The sequence below is a fragment of the Burkholderia sp. Ap-955 genome (assembly GCF_011753045.1).
In the GTDB taxonomy this organism is placed as follows: Bacteria; Pseudomonadota; Gammaproteobacteria; order Burkholderiales; family Burkholderiaceae; genus Burkholderia; species Burkholderia lata_D.
The window spans coordinates 1-19,034 of sequence record NZ_VWWH01000037.1 but is presented as its reverse complement, the minus strand read 5'-3'; the positions used below and the strand labels follow the sequence as shown (position 1 = coordinate 19,034).

The following is a 19,034-nucleotide window of genomic DNA, read 5'->3' as shown; positions in this document are numbered from 1 at the left end:
AATCGCGGGGCGCGAGGCGGCCCGGCCGCCCGCGTGCGTCTCCAATCACCGTGATCGCCATGCTTTCGATTCGCAAGATGTTGTTTTCCGTGCGCACCGCCGTGCTCGGCGCGGGTGTCGCCGTCGCGTGCGCCGTGCCCGCCATGGCGGCCGCCGCCTCGCCCGCCGGCAACGACGGGCCCGTGTATGGCCCGCGCCTGGAAGGGTTCACTTATCCGGCGCCCGTGCATCTCTACACGTTCGTGTCGCAGCGCGAAACCCTCGAGATGGCCTACCTCGACGTGCAGCCGGCACACCCGAACGGCCGCACCGTCGTGCTGCTGCACGGGAAGAACTTCTGCGCGGCGACCTGGGAGGACACGATCGGCGTGCTGAGCCGCGCCGGCTATCGCGTGATCGCGCCGGACCAGATCGGCTTCTGCAAGTCGTCGAAGCCCGATCGCTACCAGTACAGCTTCCAGCAGCTCGCACGCAATACGCATGCGCTGCTCGAATCGATGGGGGTGAAGTCGGCGACGATCGTCGGCCATTCGACGGGCGGGATGCTCGCGATGCGCTACGCGCTGATGTATCCGAAGGCGACCGACCAGCTCGTGCTCGTGAACCCGATCGGCCTCGAGGATTGGAAGGCGCTCGGCGTGCCGCCGCTGCCGGTCGACTACTGGTATGCGCGCGAACTGAAGACCACGGCCGACGGCATTCGCCGCTACGAGCAGGGCACGTACTACGCGGGCAAGTGGGCGCCGTCGTACGAGCGCTGGGTGCAGATGCTGGCCGGGATGTACCGTGGCGCCGGTCGCGACGCGGTCGCGTGGAACTCCGCGCTGATCTACGACATGATCCTCACGCAGCCGGTGGTCTATGAACTCGGCGCGATCCGCGTGCCGACGCTGCTGATGATCGGCGACAAGGACACAACCGCGATCGGCAAGGACGTCTCGCCGCCCGACGTGCATGCGAAGCTCGGCCGCTACCCGGAACTCGCGAAGCGCACGCAGGCGGCGATCCCCGGCGCGCAGCTCGTCGAGTTCCCGGCGCTCGGGCACGCGCCGCAGATCCAGGATCCGGACGCGTTCCACAAGGCGCTGCTCGACGGGCTGGAGGCCGTGCACCTGCAGTGACGCGGGGCAGGCCGCAGGCGGCCCGGGCGCGCCGTCAGCGCGTTTCGCTCGCGAGCTCGTCGCGGATCTGCGCGGTCAATTCGAACGAGCGCAGCCGTGCCGCGTGATCGTAGATCTGTGCGGTGACGATCAGCTCGTCGGCCCCCGTCTGCGCGATGCGGTCGCGCAGCTTGTCGCGCACCGTGTCGCGCGAGCCGACGGCCGCGAACGACAGCGAATGCGCGACGGTCGCGAGTTCGAGCTCGTTCGCCTCGAGCACGTCGACCGGCGGCGGCAGCTTGCCCGGCGTGCCGCGCCGCAGATTGATGAACTGCTGCTGCAGCGACGTGAACAGGCGCCGCGCCTCGTCGTCGGTATCGGCGACGAACACGTTGACGCCGACCATCGCATGCGGCTTCGGCCACGCGGCCGACGGCCGATACTGCGCACGATAGATCTCGAGCGCGCGCATCAGGTAATCCGGTGCGAAGTGCGACGCGAACGCGAACGGCAGCCCGAGCATCGCGGCGAGCTGGGCGCTGAACAGGCTCGAGCCGAGCAGCCACACTGGCACGTCGAGCCCTGCGCCGGGCACCGCGCGCACGCGCTGGCCGGGCACCGGCTCCGCGAAGTAGCGCTGCAGCTCGGCGACATCATCCGGAAACGAGTCGGCGCTGCCGATCAGGTCGCGGCGCAGCGCGCGCGACGTGGTCTGGTCGGTGCCGGGCGCGCGGCCGAGGCCGAGGTCGATGCGCCCCGGATACAGCGACGCGAGCGTGCCGAACTGCTCGGCGATCACCAGCGGCGCGTGGTTCGGCAGCATGATGCCGCCCGACCCGACCCGGATCGTCTGCGTGGCGCCCGCGACATGGCCGATCACGACGGCCGTTGCCGCGCTCGCGATGCCGGGCATGTTGTGATGCTCGGCGAGCCAGTAGCGCCGGTAACCCCAGCGTTCCGCATGCTGCGCGAGATCGACGGTATTGCGGAATGCCTGGGAGGCGTCGGCGCCGGCCGGAATGGGGGCGAGATCGAGTACGGAAAACGGAATCATCGGATGGCCTTCGAAAGGGGCGCGCGCGGTGATGCGCTGACGCAACAAATGCCAAGGATTTTGCCAAAGGGTTCCGGAACGTGCTGGAGGCGGCCCGATACCCATGCGCCTTTCAGGGGTGCAGGGTCGAATTCGGTGATCGTTGCAAAAATCAATCTAATTGGTGATTAATTACCGCTCTTTACGGCGATTGGATGTGAATTCGCATCGACGTACAAATTTGCACGAAACGTATGATTTTCAAGACTGCAATACGCCTGCAAACCGCTTACGCTAACGTGAACGCGGGTGCGCCCAAATGGTTCGCCGACAGCACAGCTTTGCCGGAATTGCACCAGTCCGTTTCTCGTAGTGCCAAGCGCGGGGTGCCGCAGGCTGCTAAAATCCGGCGCCTACCCATGTTGTGCCGAAGGTAGCCATACGAATCTTCCCGCATCCCGTCCGGGCGTCGCGCGGAGATGCACCACGCGAAGCCGGGCATGGCCGTATCCGAAAGATGGGTCGAGCCTCCCCCATACACAGACGCTGCTGGAACAAGGAGTCGGGTCGTGCCCGCGTTCGTCGTTGCCGGAATATCGAATCACGCTCAATCATGCTCAAGCGTTCTCCATGGCGTTCAGGTCGCCGGGAGGCGTCGCGCATGACGGCAACCGCAACGATGCTCGACTGGCTCCTGATCGTCTTCACGCTGGCCGCGGCCGGCTATGCGCTCGTCGCCGCGTTCGCGCCGCGGCCGCGTACGCCGCGCACGGCCGTGCGCGACGGCTTCGAGCCGGTCAGCGTGCTCAAGCCGCTGTGCGGCGCGGAGCCGCACCTGTACGAAAACCTCGCGACGTTCTGCGAGCAGCGCCATCCGCGGTATGAAGTGCTGTTCGGCGTCGCATCGGCGGCCGATCCGGCGATTGCCGTGGTCGAACGGCTGCGCGCCGATTATCCCGAGTGCGACATCACGCTCGTGATCGACGCGCGCGTGCATGGCAAGAACCTGAAGGTCAGCAACCTGATCAACCTCGCTGAGCGCGCGAAGTACGGCCGCATCGTGATCGCGGACAGCGACATCGCGGTGAAGCCCGACTATCTGGAGCACGTGACGGCGCCGCTCGCCGACGTGTCGGTCGGTGTCGTCACGTGCCTGTATCATGCGCGCAGCGTCGGCGGGTTCTGGACGCGGATCGGCGCGCAATTCGTCGACGCATGGTTCGCACCGTCGGTCCGGATCACGCACCTCGGCCGCTCGAGCCGCTTCGGCTTCGGCGCGACGCTCGCGCTGACGCGCGACACGCTCGACCGGATCGGCGGCTTTCCCGCGCTGAAGGACGAACTGGCCGACGATTTCTGGCTGGCCGAGCTGCCGCGCCGTCTCGGGCGACGCACCGTGCTGTCGGAGGTCGAGGTCGCGACCGACGTGATCGAACCGTCGTTCGGGCCGCTGTGGCACCGCGAGACGCGCTGGCTGCGCACGATCCGTTCGCTGAACCCGGCCGGCTTCGCGTTCCTGTTCATTACGTTTACCGTGCCGTGGCTCGCGATCGGCGCGGCGCTCGCGCTGCGCCTCGACGGCACCTTCGCCGGCTCGCTGGCGGGCTGGGCGGCCGTGGTGGGCGCGTTCGGGCGGCTCGTGCTGCACGCCCGCGGCGAGGATGGCTGGCGCGCGTTCTGGCGCGACCTGCCGCTCGTCGCGGTGCGCGACACGCTGCTCGCGCTCGAGTGGCTCGCGGCCGTGTTCGGCACGCACGTGGTGTGGCGCGGCGCGAGGATGACGGTCGTCGGCGGCGAACGCGCGACGGCGGCAGTGGAAGCAGTGGACGGCCGCTAGGGCCGTTCCGACCGAACCCGGCCCGAGGGCCGAGACGCGTTGCACGGCGAGGCCGTGCGGCGCGACATGACAGAGAGGCGGGCGCCGGTACGGCGGCCCGCGGTTTTTTGACTGAATCGTTGTGACGAATCGAACTATGCAGGCTACCGGAGCATTCATGAAAACGCTGTTCTTGCAGGCCCCTTCGTATGACGGCTTCGACGGCGGAGCCGGGTCGCGCTATCAGGCGAAGCGCGAAATCCGTTCCTTCTGGTATCCGACGTGGCTCGCGCAGCCGGCCGCGCTCGTGCCGGGCAGCCGCGTCGTCGACGCACCGGCCGACGGCCTGTCGGTCGAGGAAACGCTGAAGATCGCGAACGACTACGACCTCGTGATCATCCACACGAGCACGCCGTCGTTCCCGACCGACGCGATGTTCGCGCAGGACCTGAAGAAGATGAAGCCGTCGATGCTGGTCGGCATGGTCGGCGCGAAGGTGATGGTCGATCCGCACAACTCGCTCACGGCGAGCGAGGCCATCGACTTCGTGTGCCGCGAGGAATTCGACTATACCTGCAAGGAAATCGCCGAAGGCAAGCCGTTCCCCGAGATCAAGGGCTTGAGCTGGCGCGCGAAGGACGGCTCGATCGAGCACAACGAAGCGCGTCCGATCCTCGAGAACATGGACGAACTGCCGTTCGTCGCGCCCGTCTACAAGCGCGACCTGAAGATCGACAACTACTTCATCGGTTACCTGAACTATCCGTACGTGTCGATCTACACGGGCCGCGGCTGCAAGTCGCGCTGCACCTTCTGCCTGTGGCCGCAGACGGTCAGCGGCCATCGCTACCGCACGCGCTCGGTCGAGAACGTGCTCGCGGAAGCGAAGTGGATCCGCGACAACATGCCGGAAGTGAAGGAACTGATGTTCGACGACGACACCTTCACCGACGACCTGCCGCGCGCTGAAGCCATCGCCATCGGCCTGGGCAAGCTCGGCATGACGTGGTCGTGCAACGCGAAGGCGAACGTGCCGTACAAGACGCTGAAGGTCATGAAGGAAAACGGCCTGCGCCTGCTGCTGGTCGGCTTCGAATCCGGCGACGACCAGATCCTCGTGAACATCAAGAAGGGCGTGCGCACCGATTTCGCGCGCCGCTTCAGCGCGGACTGCAAGAAGCTCGGCATCAAGATCCACGGCACCTTCATCCTCGGCCTGCCGGGCGAGACGCAGGAGACCATCAAGAAGACGATCGAGTACGCGAAGGAAATCAATCCGCACACGATCCAGGTGTCGCTCGCCGCGCCGTATCCGGGCACGACGCTCTACAAGCAGGCCGTGGAAAACGGCTGGATGGAAGAGAACAAGACCATCAACCTGGTCAGCAAGGAAGGCGTGCAGCTCGCGGCGATCGGCTATGCGCACCTGTCGCGCGACGAGATCTATCACCATCTCGAGCAGTTCTATCGCCAGTTCTATTTCCGCCCGTCGAAGATCTGGGAGATCGTCCGCGAGATGCTGACGAGCTGGGACATGATGAAGCGCCGCCTGCGCGAAGGCGTCGAGTTCTTCCGCTTCCTGCGCGCGCACGAGGCCTGATTCGTGGCGACGCACCCGGCGGCGCGGGCGCTGATCTTCACCGCGGACGACTTCGGGCTGCACCCGCGCGTCAACGCGGCGGTCGAGCGCGCGCACCGCGACGGCGTGCTGAACGCCGCCAGCCTGATGGTCGGCGCGCCCGCCGCGCAAGACGCGATCGAGCGTGCGCGGCGGCTGCCGTCGCTCGCGGTCGGCCTGCATCTCGTCCTCGCGGACGGGCCGGCCACGCTGCCCGCACGTGAGATTCCCGCGCTCGTCGGCCCCGACGGACGCTTCGGCGATGCAATGGCGAAGGACGGCTGCCGCTTCTTCTTCCTGCCGCACGTGCGCGCGCAGCTGCGCCGCGAGATTCGCGCGCAGTTCGACGCGTTCGCGGCGAGCGGCCTGCCGCTCGACCACGTGAACGCGCACAAGCATTTCCACCTGCATCCGACCGTACTGTCGCTGATCATCGAGATCGGCCGCGACTACGGGCTGCGCGCGGTGCGGCTGCCGTACGAGACGAGCGCGCCCGCGCTGCTCAAGCCGTGGATCGCGCTCGTGCGCGCGCGGCTCGACCGCGCGGGGCTTGCGCACAACGACTACGTGGTCGGGATCGAGCATACGGGCGCGATGGACGAGGCCGTGCTGCTCGACGCGCTCACCAAGCTGCCGCCGGGCGTCGGCGAGATCTACTGCCATCCGGCCGAGGCCGGCGACGGCCCGATCACGCCGACGATGGCCGGCTACCGTCCGGTGGACGAACTCGATGCGTTGCTGTCGCCGCGTGTCGCGGCCGCGCTGAAGGCCGCGGGCGTCGCGACCGGCGGCTTTGCCGACGTGTTCGGCCAGGCCGCCGCACGGCGCGGCACGCCGGCGTCGCGCGCACCGGGAGCGCAGCCGTCATGACCAAGTGGATCAAATGGCTCGGCTGGCCGCTCGGCATCGGCATCCTGCTCGCGCTGGGGCTGCACGAGGGCATCGGCGACGTGTCGCAGATGCTCGCGCGCGCCGGTTACGCGCTGCTGTGGCTCGTGCCGTTCCATGCGCTGCCGCTGCTGCTCGACGCCTACGCGTGGCACCTGCTGCTCGACAAGCGCTCGTCGCTGCCGTTCCTGTGGTGGATCGCGACCGTGCGCGAAGCGGTGAACCGGCTGCTGCCGGTGGTCGGGATCGGCGGCGAGATCGTCGGCATCCGCCTCGCGCGCTGGCAGGTGCCCGACGCGAGCCGCGTGACGGCATCGGTGATCGTCGAGGTGCTCGTGACGATCGTCGTCCAGTATGCGTTCGCGGCGCTCGGCCTCGTGCTGCTGCTCGCGACGACGGACAACATGGGCGGCGGCACGATTGGCCTCGCGCTGCTGCTGACGCTGCCGCTGCCGGTGCTCGGCGTCGTGCTGATGCGCCGCGGCGGCATCTTCCATGCGATCGAGCGTTTCGCGGGCCGCCTGCTCGGCGATTCGCACCGGCTGCTGCAGGGCGTCGACGGCAAGCGGCTCGACGCTGACATCGACGGGCTGATGTCGCGCACGGGCCTGCTGTTCAGCGCATTCTTCTGGCAGCTGGCCGGCTACGTGCTCGGCGCACTCGAGATCTACTGGGCGCTCGCGCTGCTCGGCCATCCGGTGTCGATCGGCGGCGCGATCGCAATCGAGGCGATGACGCAGGCCGTGCGCCATGCGGCGTTCATGGTGCCGGGCGGCCTCGGCGTACAGGAGGCGACCGTCGTGCTGCTCGCGCAGATGTTCGGCGTCGACCGGGAGACGGCGCTGTCGCTCGCGCTCGTCAAGCGCGGCCGCGAGGTGCTGTTCGGCTGCCTGGCGCTCGGTTCGTGGCAGCTGGCCGAACTCGTGCGCACGCGGCGCCGCATCAGTGCGCCGCCGGCCGTGCCGCGCTCGCCCCAAGCGGCGAGCCGCGTGGCCGAGACCGAAACCGAAACGACGCACTGAATACGAGACGGGCCGCGCGCCCGTCTCGCGCTTTTGGCGTTGCGCGGGTATCCTTGCCGCGTGTTTTCTCGACGCGCATTTCTTCCGATGAATTTCCGTTTCCGGCTGCTTCCCGTGACGATGCTGGCCGCTGTGCTGGCGCTGACCGGCTGCGACGACAAGCAAGGCAACCTCGACGTGCAACGTATCAGGGACTTCTTCAACGCGATCAAGCCCGCGCCGCTGCTGCTGAAGGGGCTGAAGGTCGGCGAATCGACCGAGGCCGACGTGCGCGGCACGATGGGCAAGCCCGAGACCGAGCGCGACTTCACCGACGGCTCGAAGCGGCTCGAATACCCGCGCGGCCCGATGGGCAACCAGACGTGGTTCGTCGATCTCGATGCGAACGGCCGCTACACGGGCGCGACGCAGGTGCTGACCGCCGAGAATTTCGCGAAAGTGCGCCCGGGAATGAACGAGGACGAGGTGCGGCGCCTGCTCGGCAAGCCCGGCGACATCGCGCAGTATCCGCTCAAGCCCGAGATCGTCTGGAGCTGGCGCTGGCTCGAGGACGGCGTCAACACCGACGCATTCTTCAACGTCCATTTCGGCCCGGACGGGCTTGTCTATACGACTTCGCGCTCCGACATCCTGAAGGGGCGGTAGGCGCAACCCGTCTCCGGCGCTATATCGAAAAAGCGACCGGAAAATTGCAAAAAGTCCGCTTCCCCGCCGGTTATCCGGTTGTCAGGGAGCGGCTTTTTTCCTTTTGAAACAGCGCCGTAGGTCGCAGTTGCAAATGATGGGACGGATTGTTGCGATGCAGCAATCGCGTGCCAGGTGGTTTGAGGCAATCAATTTCGCTTGCGACTATCCGCGTCAGCCCGGCGCGGGACAGGTAGACGCGTCGGCATCCATTCCAACTCTGGAGACGCGCGTGTTCCTTTACGGCTTTGGTCCTGTCCTCTGGGCCGGCACCGTGCAGACCATCGAGCTGTCGGTGCTGTCGCTCGCCACTGCGGTGGCGCTGGGGCTGATCGGCGCGGTGGCGAAGCTGTCGCACAACCGGGTGCTGCGAGCGATCGCGACCGGCTATACGACGCTGATCCGCTCGGTGCCCGATCTTGTCCTGATGCTGCTGTTGTTCTACAGCATCCAGATCTGGCTGAACCAGTTCACCGACTTCGTCGGCTGGGACCAGATCGACATCGACCCGTTCGTGGCCGGCGTGCTGACGCTCGGCTTCATCTATGGCGCGTACTTCACCGAGACGTTCCGCGGCGCGTTCCTGTCGGTGCCGCGCGGCCAGCTCGAAGCCGGTGCGGCTTACGGGATGAGCGGCGCGCGCGTGTTCGCGCGGATCATGTTTCCGCAGATGATGCGCTTCGCGCTGCCCGGGATCGGGAACAACTGGCAGGTGCTCGTGAAGGCCACCGCGCTGGTGTCGATCATCGGCCTCGCGGACGTCGTGAAGGCCGCGCAGGACGCCGGCAAGAGCACGTTCAACATGTTCTTCTTCATCCTCGTCGCGGCGCTGATCTATCTCGCGATCACGACCGTTTCCAACCTCGTGCTGATCCAGCTCGAGAAGCGTTATTCCATGGGCGTGCGGCACGCAGAACTATGATCGAGATCCTCCAGGAATTCGGCCAGGCGTTCCTTTACTGGGACGGCCAGCGCCTCTCCGGCCTCGCGGTGACGCTGTGGCTGCTCGTCGCGTCGATTTCGCTCGGCTTCGTGTGCGCGGTGCCGCTCGCGGTCGCACGCGTGTCGAAGAACAAGTGGGTGTCGACGCCGGTGCGGTTCTACACATATGTGTTCCGCGGCACGCCGCTCTACGTGCAGTTGCTGCTGCTCTACACGGGCATGTACAGCCTCGAGTTCGTGCGTTCGCATTCGCTGCTCGACGCGTTCTTCCGCAGCGGCTTCAACTGCGCGATTCTCGCGTTCGCGCTGAACACCTGCGCGTACACCACGGAGATCTTCGCGGGTGCGATCCGCGCGATTCCGCACGGTGAAGTGGAGGCTGCGCGGGCGTACGGGATGTCGCCGTTCACGATGTACCGCCGCGTGATCCTGCCGTCGGCGCTGCGCCGCGCGCTGCCGCTGTACAGCAACGAGGTGATCCTGATGCTGCACGCGACCACCGTCGCCTTCACCGCGACCGTGCCGGACATCCTGAAGGTCGCGCGTGACGCGAATTCCGCGACCTACATGGCGTTCCAGTCGTTCGGGATCGCCGCATTGATCTATCTTGCGGTATCGTTCGCACTCGTCGCGGCGTTTCGTCGCGCGGAGCGCCACTGGCTTGCGTATCTCGCGGCCGCCCGTCATTGAATCACTTCGAGGAGAGCCAGTTGGCCGAGATCACTCAAACGAGCGCTGCCGCTTCCACCAAGCTTGCCGCGGTCGACATTCACAAGCGCTACGGTGACAACGAAGTGCTCAAGGGCGTATCGCTGAACGCGAAGGCCGGCGACGTCATCAGCATCATCGGCGCGAGCGGCTCGGGCAAGAGCACGTTCCTGCGCTGCATCAATTTTCTCGAGCGGCCGAATGCGGGGCAGATCGTCGTCGACGGCGAGGCCGTGCGCACGAAGACCGACCGCGCCGGTGCGCTCGAAGTCGCCGATCACAAGCAGTTGCAGCGCATCCGCACGAAGCTCGCGATGGTGTTCCAGCACTTCAACCTCTGGGCGCACATGAACGTGCTCGAGAACGTGATGGAAGCGCCGGTGCACGTGCTCGGCATTTCGAAGAAGGAAGCCGAGGAGCGGGCGCGCGAGTACCTGGAGAAGGTCGGCTTGCCGCCGCGCGTCGAGAAGCAGTATCCGTCGCATTTGTCGGGCGGCCAGCAGCAGCGCGTGGCGATTGCGCGTGCGCTGGCGATGCATCCGGACGTGATGCTGTTCGACGAGCCGACGTCGGCGCTCGACCCGGAGCTGGTGGGCGAAGTGCTGAAGGTGATGCAGAAGCTGGCCGAGGAAGGTCGCACGATGATCGTCGTCACGCACGAGATGGGTTTCGCGCGCAACGTGTCGAACCACGTGATGTTCCTGCATCAGGGGCGGACCGAGGAAGAGGGCGATCCGAAGGAAGTGCTGGTCCGCCCGCAGAGCGAGCGGCTGAAGCAGTTCCTGTCGGGCAGTCTCAAGTAACGCGACAGGGCAGGTTTCAACCGTGGTACCGGTGTCTCGTCCCGCAGGCGCCACCCGCACGACGCAGGTGGCGATCGTTGCATTGCCGCCCGTGTCGATGTCGGGCGTGGGTCCGATCGTCGATGCGCTGAACCTCGCGAACGAGATTGACGGGCGGCTGCTGTATCGGTGGCAGGTGTGTTCGTGGGACGGGCGGCCGGTGCCGCTCGCCGGCGGCGCGCAGTGGCATGCCGATGCGGCGTTCAACGATGCGATCGCGTGTGACTGGGTCATCGTCGTGTCGGAGCGGTTTCAGCAGTTTGCCGACTATCGGTTGTTTCTCGCGAGTCTCGCGAGGGTGGGGCAGCGGACGCCGGTCGTCACCGGCATTCACCACGGCGTGTGGTGGCTGGCCATGGCCGGGCAGCTTTCCGGGTATCGCGTGAGCGTGAACTGGGAGACGTATCAGCAGTTCGCCGAACAGTTCGAGCGGTCGATCGTCACGCAGCAGATCTTCGAGATCGATCGCGATCGGGCTACCTGTGCTGGTGGGCAGGCCACCGTTGACTTCATGCTGGCCATGATTGGCCGGGAACATGGGCCCGATCTCGCGGAGCGGATTGCCGATGCGCTCGGGGCCGGGACTTTGCGCAGTGGCGAGGAGCGGCAGCGGATTCCTTTTGTTACTGCGCCGGGCGAGCGGCATCCTCGGTTGAACGATGCTTTGCTTTTGATGGAAGCCAATGTCGAAGATCCGTTGACGACCGATGAGATCGCCGAGCTCGTTGGCGTGTCACGCCGGCAACTGGAACGGCTCTTTCGACAGTATCTCGGGGCGATGCCCTCCAAGTATTACCTCAATCTTCGGTTGCTCAAGGCCCGGACTCAGTTGCAGCGGACCAGCAAGTCGGTTGTGCAGGTTTCTCTCGCTTGTGGGTTTTCTTCTGCCGCGCATTTTTCTAATGCGTACCGCGAACGGTTTGGTGTGACGCCGCGGGAAGATCGGAGAGCCTGGCTCGAAAAGCAGACCGGCGGTGGCGGAGAGCCTCGGGGCGGCGCGCTTGTCGAGCGCGGTGCGAAGGATTGATTTTTTTTGTGGTTCGCTTGCGTTTGGCGTGAAGCACCTGTGGTCTTGTCGGTCTATTAGCGTCGCCCCTGCGCGGGGCGGCGGTTACTTTTCTTTGTCTTGCCAAAGAAAAGTAACCAAAAGAAAGGCGCTCGGAAAACGCATGACTTCCCGGTGCCATGGCACTCAGAGTGGACCGCGCCTAAGTGTCCGCGCCAGTCACGAACACGGAGTGGTTCGAGCAATGGTTCTGACACCTCCCACTACCCAACAGAGCGGTATACCGCCCGCCAGCTCCATCCTCGCTACGCTCGGCTGCAAGGTACTTCACGTCGCATTGCATGCGCTCACATGCTTCTGTCGGCGCTGCATCGGCAAACCGTCAACGCTCTTTTTTCACACCATTCGTACCTATCGGACTGCTTGCCATCGGTGAGTGTTTGATAACGTCGTGAGTGCGTAAAGTGCGTGCTGCGTCCCTTTTTCCTGGCGAATGAGGGCATGCTTTGATTCGCTGAATTCGGGGTGCTCGCGAGCGATTGCTGGACCTAATTGACCTGAAGCGTTACTGGAGGGGGTGTCCCTGTCGGCCGAGCGAAGCGAGGGCGGAGCTGGCGGGCGGTATACCGCTCTGTTGGGTAGTGGAGGGTGTCAGAACCATTGCTCGAACCACTCCGGGTTCCCGACTGGCGCGGACACTTAGGCGCGGTCCACTCTGAGCGCTATGGCACCGGGAAGTCATGCGTTTTCCGAGCGCCTTTCTTTTGGTTACTTTTCTTTGGCAAGACAAAGAAAAGTAACCGCCGCCCCGCGCAGGGGCGACACTAATAGACCGACAAGTCCACAGGTGCTTCACGCCAAACACAAGCGAACCACCCAAAAAGCCTCAAAATACCGACACTCAACGAACCAGCCCCGCCCGGAAGGGCAAAAACAAACCGCACTAACCGCTTCCGATAGAACCCGTCGCAATTCCGCAAGACGCTTGCGTCACCCTTACCTAAACTTGATCCTGTTGAACCCTCTTACGAAACCGAAAGGAACGACCATGACGACCTCGACCGTGACCCGCCAGACATTCGACGAAGTGATGGTGCCGGTATTTTCCCCCGCCCCGTTCGTGCCGGACCGTGCAGAGGGTTCCCGCGTGTGGGACACGGCCGGCCGCGAGTACATCGATTTCGCGTGCGGCATCGCGGTAACGTCGCTGGGCCACGGCCACCCGGAACTGCTGAAGGTGCTGGACGAACAAGGCCGCAAGCTCTGGCACATCGGCAACGGCTACACGAACGAGCCGGTGCTGCGCCTCGCGAAACGCCTCGAATCGCTGACTTTCGCCGACCGCGCGTTCTTCGCAAACTCGGGCGCGGAAGCAAATGAAGCCGCACTGAAGCTCGCGCGCCGCGTCGCGTTTGACCGCCACGGCGCCGACAAATACGAAATCGTGTCGTTCGTGCAGTCGTTCCACGGCCGCACGTTCTTCACGGTCAGCGTCGGCGGCCAGCCGAAATACTCGGAAGGCTTCGGCCCGGTGCCGGAAGGCATCAAGCACCTGCCGTTCAACGACATCGAAGCCGCGAAGGCCGCGATCGGCCCGCAAACCTGCGCCGTGATCGTCGAGCCCGTGCAAGGCGAGGGCGGCGTGATCCCGGCCGATCCGGCCTTCCTGAAGGCACTGCGCGAAGCGTGCGATGCGCACGGCGCGCTGCTGATTTTCGACGAAGTGCAAACGGGCGTCGGCCGCACGGGCCAGTTCTACGCGTACATGGATACCGGCGTCACGCCGGACATCCTGACGACCGCCAAGGCGCTCGGCAACGGTTTCCCGATCGGCGCGATGCTGACGACGAACGAACTGGCCGCGCACTTCAAGGTCGGCGTGCACGGCACGACGTACGGCGGCAACCCGCTCGCATCGGCGATCGCCGACAAGGTCGTCGAACTGATCGGCGACCCGGCACTGCTCGAAGGCGTGCGCGAACGCAGCGTGCGCCTGAAAGGCGCGCTCGAGCGCATCAACGCGCGCTTCGGCATCTTCAAGGACGTGCGCGGTAAGGGCCTGCTCGTCGGCGCCGAACTCACCGCGGCATTCGACGGCCGCGCGAAGGACTTCGTCACCGCCGCCGCGGAAAACGGCCTGATCATGCTGATCGCCGGCCCGAACGTGCTGCGCTTCGTCCCGTCGCTGGTGATCCCGTTCGACCTGCTCGACGAAGGCATGAAGCGCTTCGAGAAGGCCGTCGAACAAGTGCTCGCCGCCCAGGAAGCCACCGCGCGCTGATCGGCGCGCCCATCGCAGACAGGAACGACGATGCTATTTGTTCGCCCCGGCAAACTCACGGATCTCGATGCGCTCGCGCACATGGCGCGCACCGCGCAGCCGGTCCTGCACTCGCTGCCGCACGACCGCGCGGCGCTCGAAGCGCGCGTGGCGCTCTCCGAGGATTCGTTTCGCGCGGACGTCGACTTCGCCGGCGAGGAGTTCTACCTCTTCGTGCTCGAGGATTCGTCGACCGGCAAGCTGCTCGGCACGGCGAGCATCGTGGCCGCGGCCGGCTACTCGGAACCGTTCTACGCGTTCCGCAACGACGCCTTGATTCACGCGTCGCGCGAGCTGCACGTGAACCGCAAGATCCACGCGCTCACGATGTCGCACGAGCTGACCGGCAAGAGCCGGCTGGCGGGCTTCTACGTCGATCCGTCGCTGCGCGGCGACGCGGCCGCGCACCTGATCTCGCGTGCGCGGATGATGTACATCGCCGCGAACCGCCGCCGCTTCACGCCGGAAGTGTTCACGCTGCTGCTCGGCGTGAGCGACGGCAACGGCGCATCGCCGTTCTGGGAAGCGGTGGGCCGCAAATTCTTCGGCCGCGACTTCACCGACGTCGACATCGCGTCGGGCGGCCGCAGCCGGACCTTCATCGCGGAAGTGATGCCGGCCTATCCGCTCTACGTGCCGCTGCTGCCGGAAGCCGCGCAGCGCGTGCTCGGCGAGCCGAACGAATCGGCGCTGCTCGCCTATGACATCCATCTCGAGGAAGGCTTCGAGCCCGACCGCTTCGTCGACATCTTCGACGCGGGCCCGGTGCTGACCGCGCAGGTCGACCGCACGGCGTGCGTGAAGCACGGCGCCGAGCGCATCGTGCGCGAGGCCGCGCACCAGCAGGGCGATGTCGCCTACATGGTGTCGACGGGCAGCGGCGAATCGTTCCGCTGCGTGCTGGCCGACCTGCCGGGCGATGCAGGTGATGCGCCGCTGGCCGGCGACGTGCGCGCAGCGCTCGATGTGAAGGATGGCGATGTCGTGCGCTGCGTGCCGCTGCACCGCCGCGACGATGAAGATTTGAAGGGAGACGCAGCATGATCGTCGTTCGGGTCGTACAAACGGGCGACGTCGACGCGCTCGTGTCGCTCGCGAAGGAAACCGGGCCGGGCCTGACCACGTTCAAGCCCGATCGCGACGCGCTCGCCGCGCGCATCGAGCGCACGCGCCGCACGCTCGCGGGCGAGGCGGCGGCCGGCGAGGCCGGCTACTTCTTCGTGATGGAAGAATCGAAGACGGGCGACATCGCGGGCGTGTGCGGGATCGAGACGCAGGTCGGCCTCGAACAGCCGTTCTACAACTATCGCGTGAGCACGGTCGTGCACGCGAGCCAGGAGCTCGGCGTGTGGACGCGGATGTCCGCGCTGAACATCTCGCACGACCTGACCGGTTACGCGGAAGTGTGCTCGCTGTTCCTGAGCCCGCGCTATCGCACGGGCGGCGTGGGCGGCCTGCTGTCGCGCTCGCGCTTCATGTTCATCGCGCAGTTCCGCGAGCGCTTTCCGGAACGCATCTGCGCGGAACTGCGCGGCCACTTCGACGAGGACGGCACGTCGCCGTTCTGGCGCGCAGTCGGTTCGCACTTCTACCAGATCGATTTCAACGCGGCCGACTATCTCAGCTCGCACGGCCGCAAGTCGTTCCTCGCGGAACTGATGCCGCGCTATCCGGTGTACGTCGACCTGCTGCCGCAGGACGCGCAGGACGCGGTCGGCCTCACGCACCGCGACACGCTGCCGGCCCGCAAGATGCTCGAGGCGGAAGGGCTGCGTTACCAGAATCACGTCGACATCTTCGACGCGGGCCCCGTGCTCGAATGCCATGTGAACGACCTGCGCACGGTGCGCGAGAGCGTCGTCGTGCCGGTCGCGATCGGCGTGCCCGACGCACGGGACGACGCCCCCAGGTCGCTCGTGTCGAATACGTCGCTCACCGACTTCCGCGTCGGCGTCGCGCCGGGCGTGGTCGCGAATGGATCGTTCGTGCTGTCGGCCGACGATGCAGTCGCGCTCGACGTGAAGGCCGGCGATCCGGTCCGCGTGCTGCCGCTCAAAGTCAAACAGGGATAAACGAATCATGACGGAACTCTTCATCGACGGCGCCTGGGTCGCAGGCTCGGGCCCCGTGTTCGCTTCGCGCAACCCGGGCACCGACGAGATCGCATGGCAGGGTGAAAGCGCGTCGGCGGCCGACGTCGATCGCGCGGTCGCAAGCGCGCGCCGCGCATTCGCCGGCTGGTCGGCGCTCGACTTCGAATCGCGCTGCGCGATCGTCAAGCGTTTCGCCGCGTTGCTCAGCGAACGCAAGGAAGCGATCGCGACCGCGATCGGCCGCGAGACGGGCAAGCCACTGTGGGAAGCGCGCACCGAAGTCGCGTCGATGGCCGCGAAGGTCGGCATCTCGATCCAGGCTTACCAGGAACGCACCGGCGAGAAGCGCCAGGACATGGCCGACGGCGTCGCGGTGCTGCGTCATCGCCCGCATGGCGTCGTCGCGGTGTTCGGCCCGTACAACTTCCCCGGCCACTTGCCGAACGGTCATATCGTGCCGGCGCTGATCGCCGGCAACGCGGTCGTGTTCAAGCCGTCGGAGCTCGCACCGGGCGTCGCGCGTGCGACGGTCGAAGTGTGGAAGGAAGCCGGCCTGCCGGACGGCGTGCTGAACCTCGTGCAGGGCGAGAAGGACACCGGCATCGCGCTCGCGAACCACCGGCAGATCGACGGGCTGTTCTTCACCGGCAGCTCGGATACCGGCACGCTGCTGCACAAGCAGTTCGGCGGCCGTCCGGAAATCGTGCTCGCGCTCGAGATGGGCGGCAACAACCCGCTCGTGATCGGCGAAGTCGAGGATATCGACGCGGCCGTCCATCACACGATCCAGTCGGCGTTCCTGTCGGCCGGCCAGCGCTGCACGTGCGCGCGCCGTATCTTCGTGCCGCAGGGCGCGTTCGGCGACCGCTTTCTCGCGCGCTTCGCCGACGTCACGTCGAAGATCACGGCCGACGTGTTCGACGCCGATCCGCAGCCGTTCATGGGCGCGGTGATTTCGGCGCGTGCCGCGGCGAAGCTCGTCGACGCGCAGTCGCGCCTGATCGAGCAGGGCGCGAAGCCGATCATCGCGATGACGCAGCGCGATCCGCGCCTCGGCTTCGTGAACGCGGCGATCGTCGACGTGACGGGCGTGGCGAACCTGCCGGACGAAGAGCACTTCGGCCCGCTCGCGCAGATCGTCCGCTACGCGACGTTCGACGAAGCGATCGAGCGCGCGAACGACACGGCGTTCGGCCTGTCCGCCGGCCTGCTCGCCGACGACGCGAACGCATGGGAACACTTCCGCCGCACCATTCGCGCCGGGATCGTCAACTGGAACCGGCCGACCAACGGCGCATCGTCCGCTGCGCCGTTCGGCGGCACGGGCCGCTCGGGCAACCATCGCCCGAGCGCGTACTACGCGGCCGACTATTGCGCGTATCCGATGGCGTCGGTGGAAAGCACGCAACTGACCTTGCCCGCGAGCCTGTCGCCGGGCCTGCATTTCTGATCGAGGGAACGACGATGAACGCACAAGAAGCCAATTTCGACGGGCTCGTCGGCCCGACCCACAACTACGCCGGGCTGTCGTTCGGCAACGTGGCGTCGCTCAACAACGAAAAGTCGGCCGCGAATCCGAAGGCCGCCGCGAAGCAAGGGCTGCGCAAGATGAAGCAGCTCGCGGATCTCGGCTTCGCGCAAGGCGTGCTGCCGCCGCAGGAGCGGCCGTCGCTGCGCCTGCTGCGCGAGCTCGGCTTCTCCGGCAAGGACGCGGACGTGATCGCGAAGGCCGCGAAGCAGGCGCCCGAACTGCTCGCCGCGGCGAGCTCGGCATCGGCGATGTGGACCGCGAACGCGGCCACCGTCAGCCCGTCGGCCGACACGAGCGACGGCCGCGTGCACTTCACGCCGGCGAACCTGTGCAGCAAGCTGCATCGCGCGATCGAGCACGAAGCGACGCGCCGCACGCTGTCGACGCTGTTCGCCGATCCCGCGCATTTCGCGGTGCATGAAGCGCTGACCGGCACGCCGGCACTCGGCGACGAAGGCGCGGCGAACCACACGCGCTTCTGCGCCGAATACGGCAAGCCGGGCATCGAATTCTTCGTGTACGGCCGCGCGGAATACCGCCGCGGCCCCGAGCCGAAGCGCTTCCCGGCGCGCCAGACCTTCGAGGCGAGCCGCGCGGTCGCGCATCGCCACGGCCTCGCGGAAGAGGCGACGGTCTATGCGCAGCAGGATCCGGACGTGATCGACGCAGGCGTGTTCCACAACGACGTGATCTCGGTCGGCAACCGCGACACGCTGTTCACGCACGAACGCGCGTTCGTCAACAAGCAGGCGATCTACGACACGCTGACCGCCGCGCTCGACGCCCGTGGTGCGCGCCTGAACGTGATCGAGGTGCCCGAGGCCGCCGTGAGCGTGAACGATGCGGTGACGTCGTACCTGTTCAACAGCCAGCTGCTGTCGCGCGCGGACGGCTCGCAGGTGCTCGTCGTGCCGCAGGAATGCCGCGAGAACGGCAACGTCGCGGCCTATCTCGACGAACTCGCGGCCGGCAACGGCCCGATCCACGACGTGCTCGTGTTCGACCTGCGCGAAAGCATGAAGAACGGCGGCGGCCCTGCATGCCTGCGCCTGCGCGTCGTGCTGAACGAAGCGGAGCGCGCGGCCGTCACGTCGAACGTGTGGATCAACGACACGCTGTTCGCGTCGCTCGACACGTGGATCGACCGGCACTATCGCGATCGCCTCGCACCGGAAGACCTCGCCGATCCGGCGCTGCTCGACGAATCGCGCACCGCGCTCGACGAGCTCACGCAGATCCTGCGCGTCGGTTCGCTGTATGACTTCCAGCGCTGATTCCCGCATGGCCGACGCGCTGCTCGACGACTTCCTCGCGTTCACGCTGGCCGGCGGCGCACCGTCCGCGACGGACGGCACCTGCGCCGCCGGCGCCGTGCGCTGGCAATGGCGCGGCGACGGTCTGCTCGCGCTCGAGCCGGCCGTGGCCGACGCC

16 protein-coding genes and 1 pseudogene are annotated in these 19,034 nt (G+C 66.5%); 16 read left to right on the top strand and 1 reads right to left on the bottom strand.

What is annotated here, in order from left to right; all coding sequences use genetic code 11:
• Positions 1-59 precede the first annotated feature (59 nt).
• Entirely contained in the window at positions 60-1,121 is a 1,062-nt protein-coding gene (locus F3J15_RS20100) for an alpha/beta hydrolase (RefSeq protein ID WP_166893601.1), read from the top strand.
• Positions 1,122-1,155: 34 nt separating this feature from the next.
• On the opposite strand, the gene F3J15_RS20095 is transcribed toward F3J15_RS20100, so the two are convergent.
• Complete coding sequence (locus F3J15_RS20095; RefSeq protein WP_089446040.1) at positions 1,156-2,154, bottom strand: LLM class flavin-dependent oxidoreductase; 999 nt, start codon at positions 2,152-2,154, stop codon at positions 1,156-1,158.
• A 640-nt stretch (positions 2,155-2,794) separates the two neighbouring features.
• Here F3J15_RS20095 and hpnI point away from each other — a divergent pair.
• From hpnI to F3J15_RS37805, 15 genes and pseudogenes are all read left to right on the top strand, one after another.
• Positions 2,795-3,970, top strand: coding sequence for a bacteriohopanetetrol glucosamine biosynthesis glycosyltransferase HpnI (hpnI, locus tag F3J15_RS20090; protein WP_166893599.1), 1,176 nt, complete (start codon positions 2,795-2,797; stop codon positions 3,968-3,970).
• Between the two features lie 136 nt (positions 3,971-4,106).
• On the top strand, positions 4,107-5,549 hold the full coding sequence (hpnJ, locus tag F3J15_RS20085) for a hopanoid biosynthesis associated radical SAM protein HpnJ (RefSeq protein WP_306426965.1): 1,443 nt from the start codon (positions 4,107-4,109) through the stop codon (positions 5,547-5,549).
• A gap of 3 nt (positions 5,550-5,552) precedes the next feature.
• Complete coding sequence (gene hpnK, locus F3J15_RS20080; protein WP_166893597.1) at positions 5,553-6,437, top strand: hopanoid biosynthesis-associated protein HpnK; 885 nt, start codon at positions 5,553-5,555, stop codon at positions 6,435-6,437.
• Complete coding sequence (locus F3J15_RS20075) at positions 6,434-7,477, top strand: HpnL family protein (protein ID WP_166893595.1); 1,044 nt, start codon at positions 6,434-6,436, stop codon at positions 7,475-7,477. The genes hpnK and F3J15_RS20075 overlap by 4 nt, the downstream gene beginning before the upstream one ends.
• Before the next feature lie 87 nt (positions 7,478-7,564).
• On the top strand, positions 7,565-8,122 hold the full coding sequence (locus F3J15_RS20070; RefSeq protein ID WP_089445235.1) for a hypothetical protein: 558 nt from the start codon (positions 7,565-7,567) through the stop codon (positions 8,120-8,122).
• 271 nt (positions 8,123-8,393) lie between these two features.
• Entirely contained in the window at positions 8,394-9,083 is a 690-nt protein-coding gene (gene hisQ / locus F3J15_RS20065; RefSeq protein ID WP_043182060.1) for a histidine ABC transporter permease HisQ, read from the top strand.
• A complete protein-coding gene (locus F3J15_RS20060) occupies positions 9,080-9,793 on the top strand; it encodes an ABC transporter permease (protein ID WP_011351456.1) in 714 nt (237 codons plus the stop codon). The genes hisQ and F3J15_RS20060 overlap by 4 nt, the downstream gene beginning before the upstream one ends.
• Positions 9,794-9,813: 20 nt before the next feature.
• Positions 9,814-10,614 carry an ABC transporter ATP-binding protein gene (locus F3J15_RS20055; protein ID WP_039348269.1) on the top strand — a complete coding sequence of 267 codons (801 nt, stop codon included), beginning with the start codon at positions 9,814-9,816 and terminating at the stop codon, positions 10,612-10,614.
• A gap of 22 nt (positions 10,615-10,636) precedes the next feature.
• Complete coding sequence (locus F3J15_RS20050) at positions 10,637-11,680, top strand: GlxA family transcriptional regulator (RefSeq protein WP_039348267.1); 1,044 nt, start codon at positions 10,637-10,639, stop codon at positions 11,678-11,680.
• A 1,027-nt stretch (positions 11,681-12,707) separates the two neighbouring features.
• Positions 12,708-13,940, top strand: coding sequence for an aspartate aminotransferase family protein (locus F3J15_RS20045; RefSeq protein ID WP_089445236.1), 1,233 nt, complete (start codon positions 12,708-12,710; stop codon positions 13,938-13,940).
• Positions 13,941-13,970: 30 nt separating this feature from the next.
• Positions 13,971-15,023 (top strand): arginine/ornithine succinyltransferase subunit alpha, encoded by a 1,053-nt coding sequence (gene aruF / locus F3J15_RS20040; protein ID WP_089483616.1) that lies wholly within the window; start codon positions 13,971-13,973, stop codon positions 15,021-15,023.
• Positions 15,020-16,051, top strand: coding sequence for an arginine N-succinyltransferase (astA, locus tag F3J15_RS20035; protein WP_089483617.1), 1,032 nt, complete (start codon positions 15,020-15,022; stop codon positions 16,049-16,051). The genes aruF and astA overlap by 4 nt, the downstream gene beginning before the upstream one ends.
• 7 nt (positions 16,052-16,058) lie before the next feature.
• Entirely contained in the window at positions 16,059-17,522 is a 1,464-nt protein-coding gene (astD, locus tag F3J15_RS20030; RefSeq protein ID WP_166893593.1) for a succinylglutamate-semialdehyde dehydrogenase, read from the top strand.
• 14 nt (positions 17,523-17,536) lie between these two features.
• Positions 17,537-18,877, top strand: coding sequence for an N-succinylarginine dihydrolase (gene astB, locus F3J15_RS20025; RefSeq protein ID WP_047850485.1), 1,341 nt, complete (start codon positions 17,537-17,539; stop codon positions 18,875-18,877).
• A pseudogene (locus tag F3J15_RS37805) lies at positions 18,861-19,034 on the top strand (succinylglutamate desuccinylase); the annotation flags it as partial. The gene astB and the pseudogene F3J15_RS37805, both read left to right, overlap by 17 nt.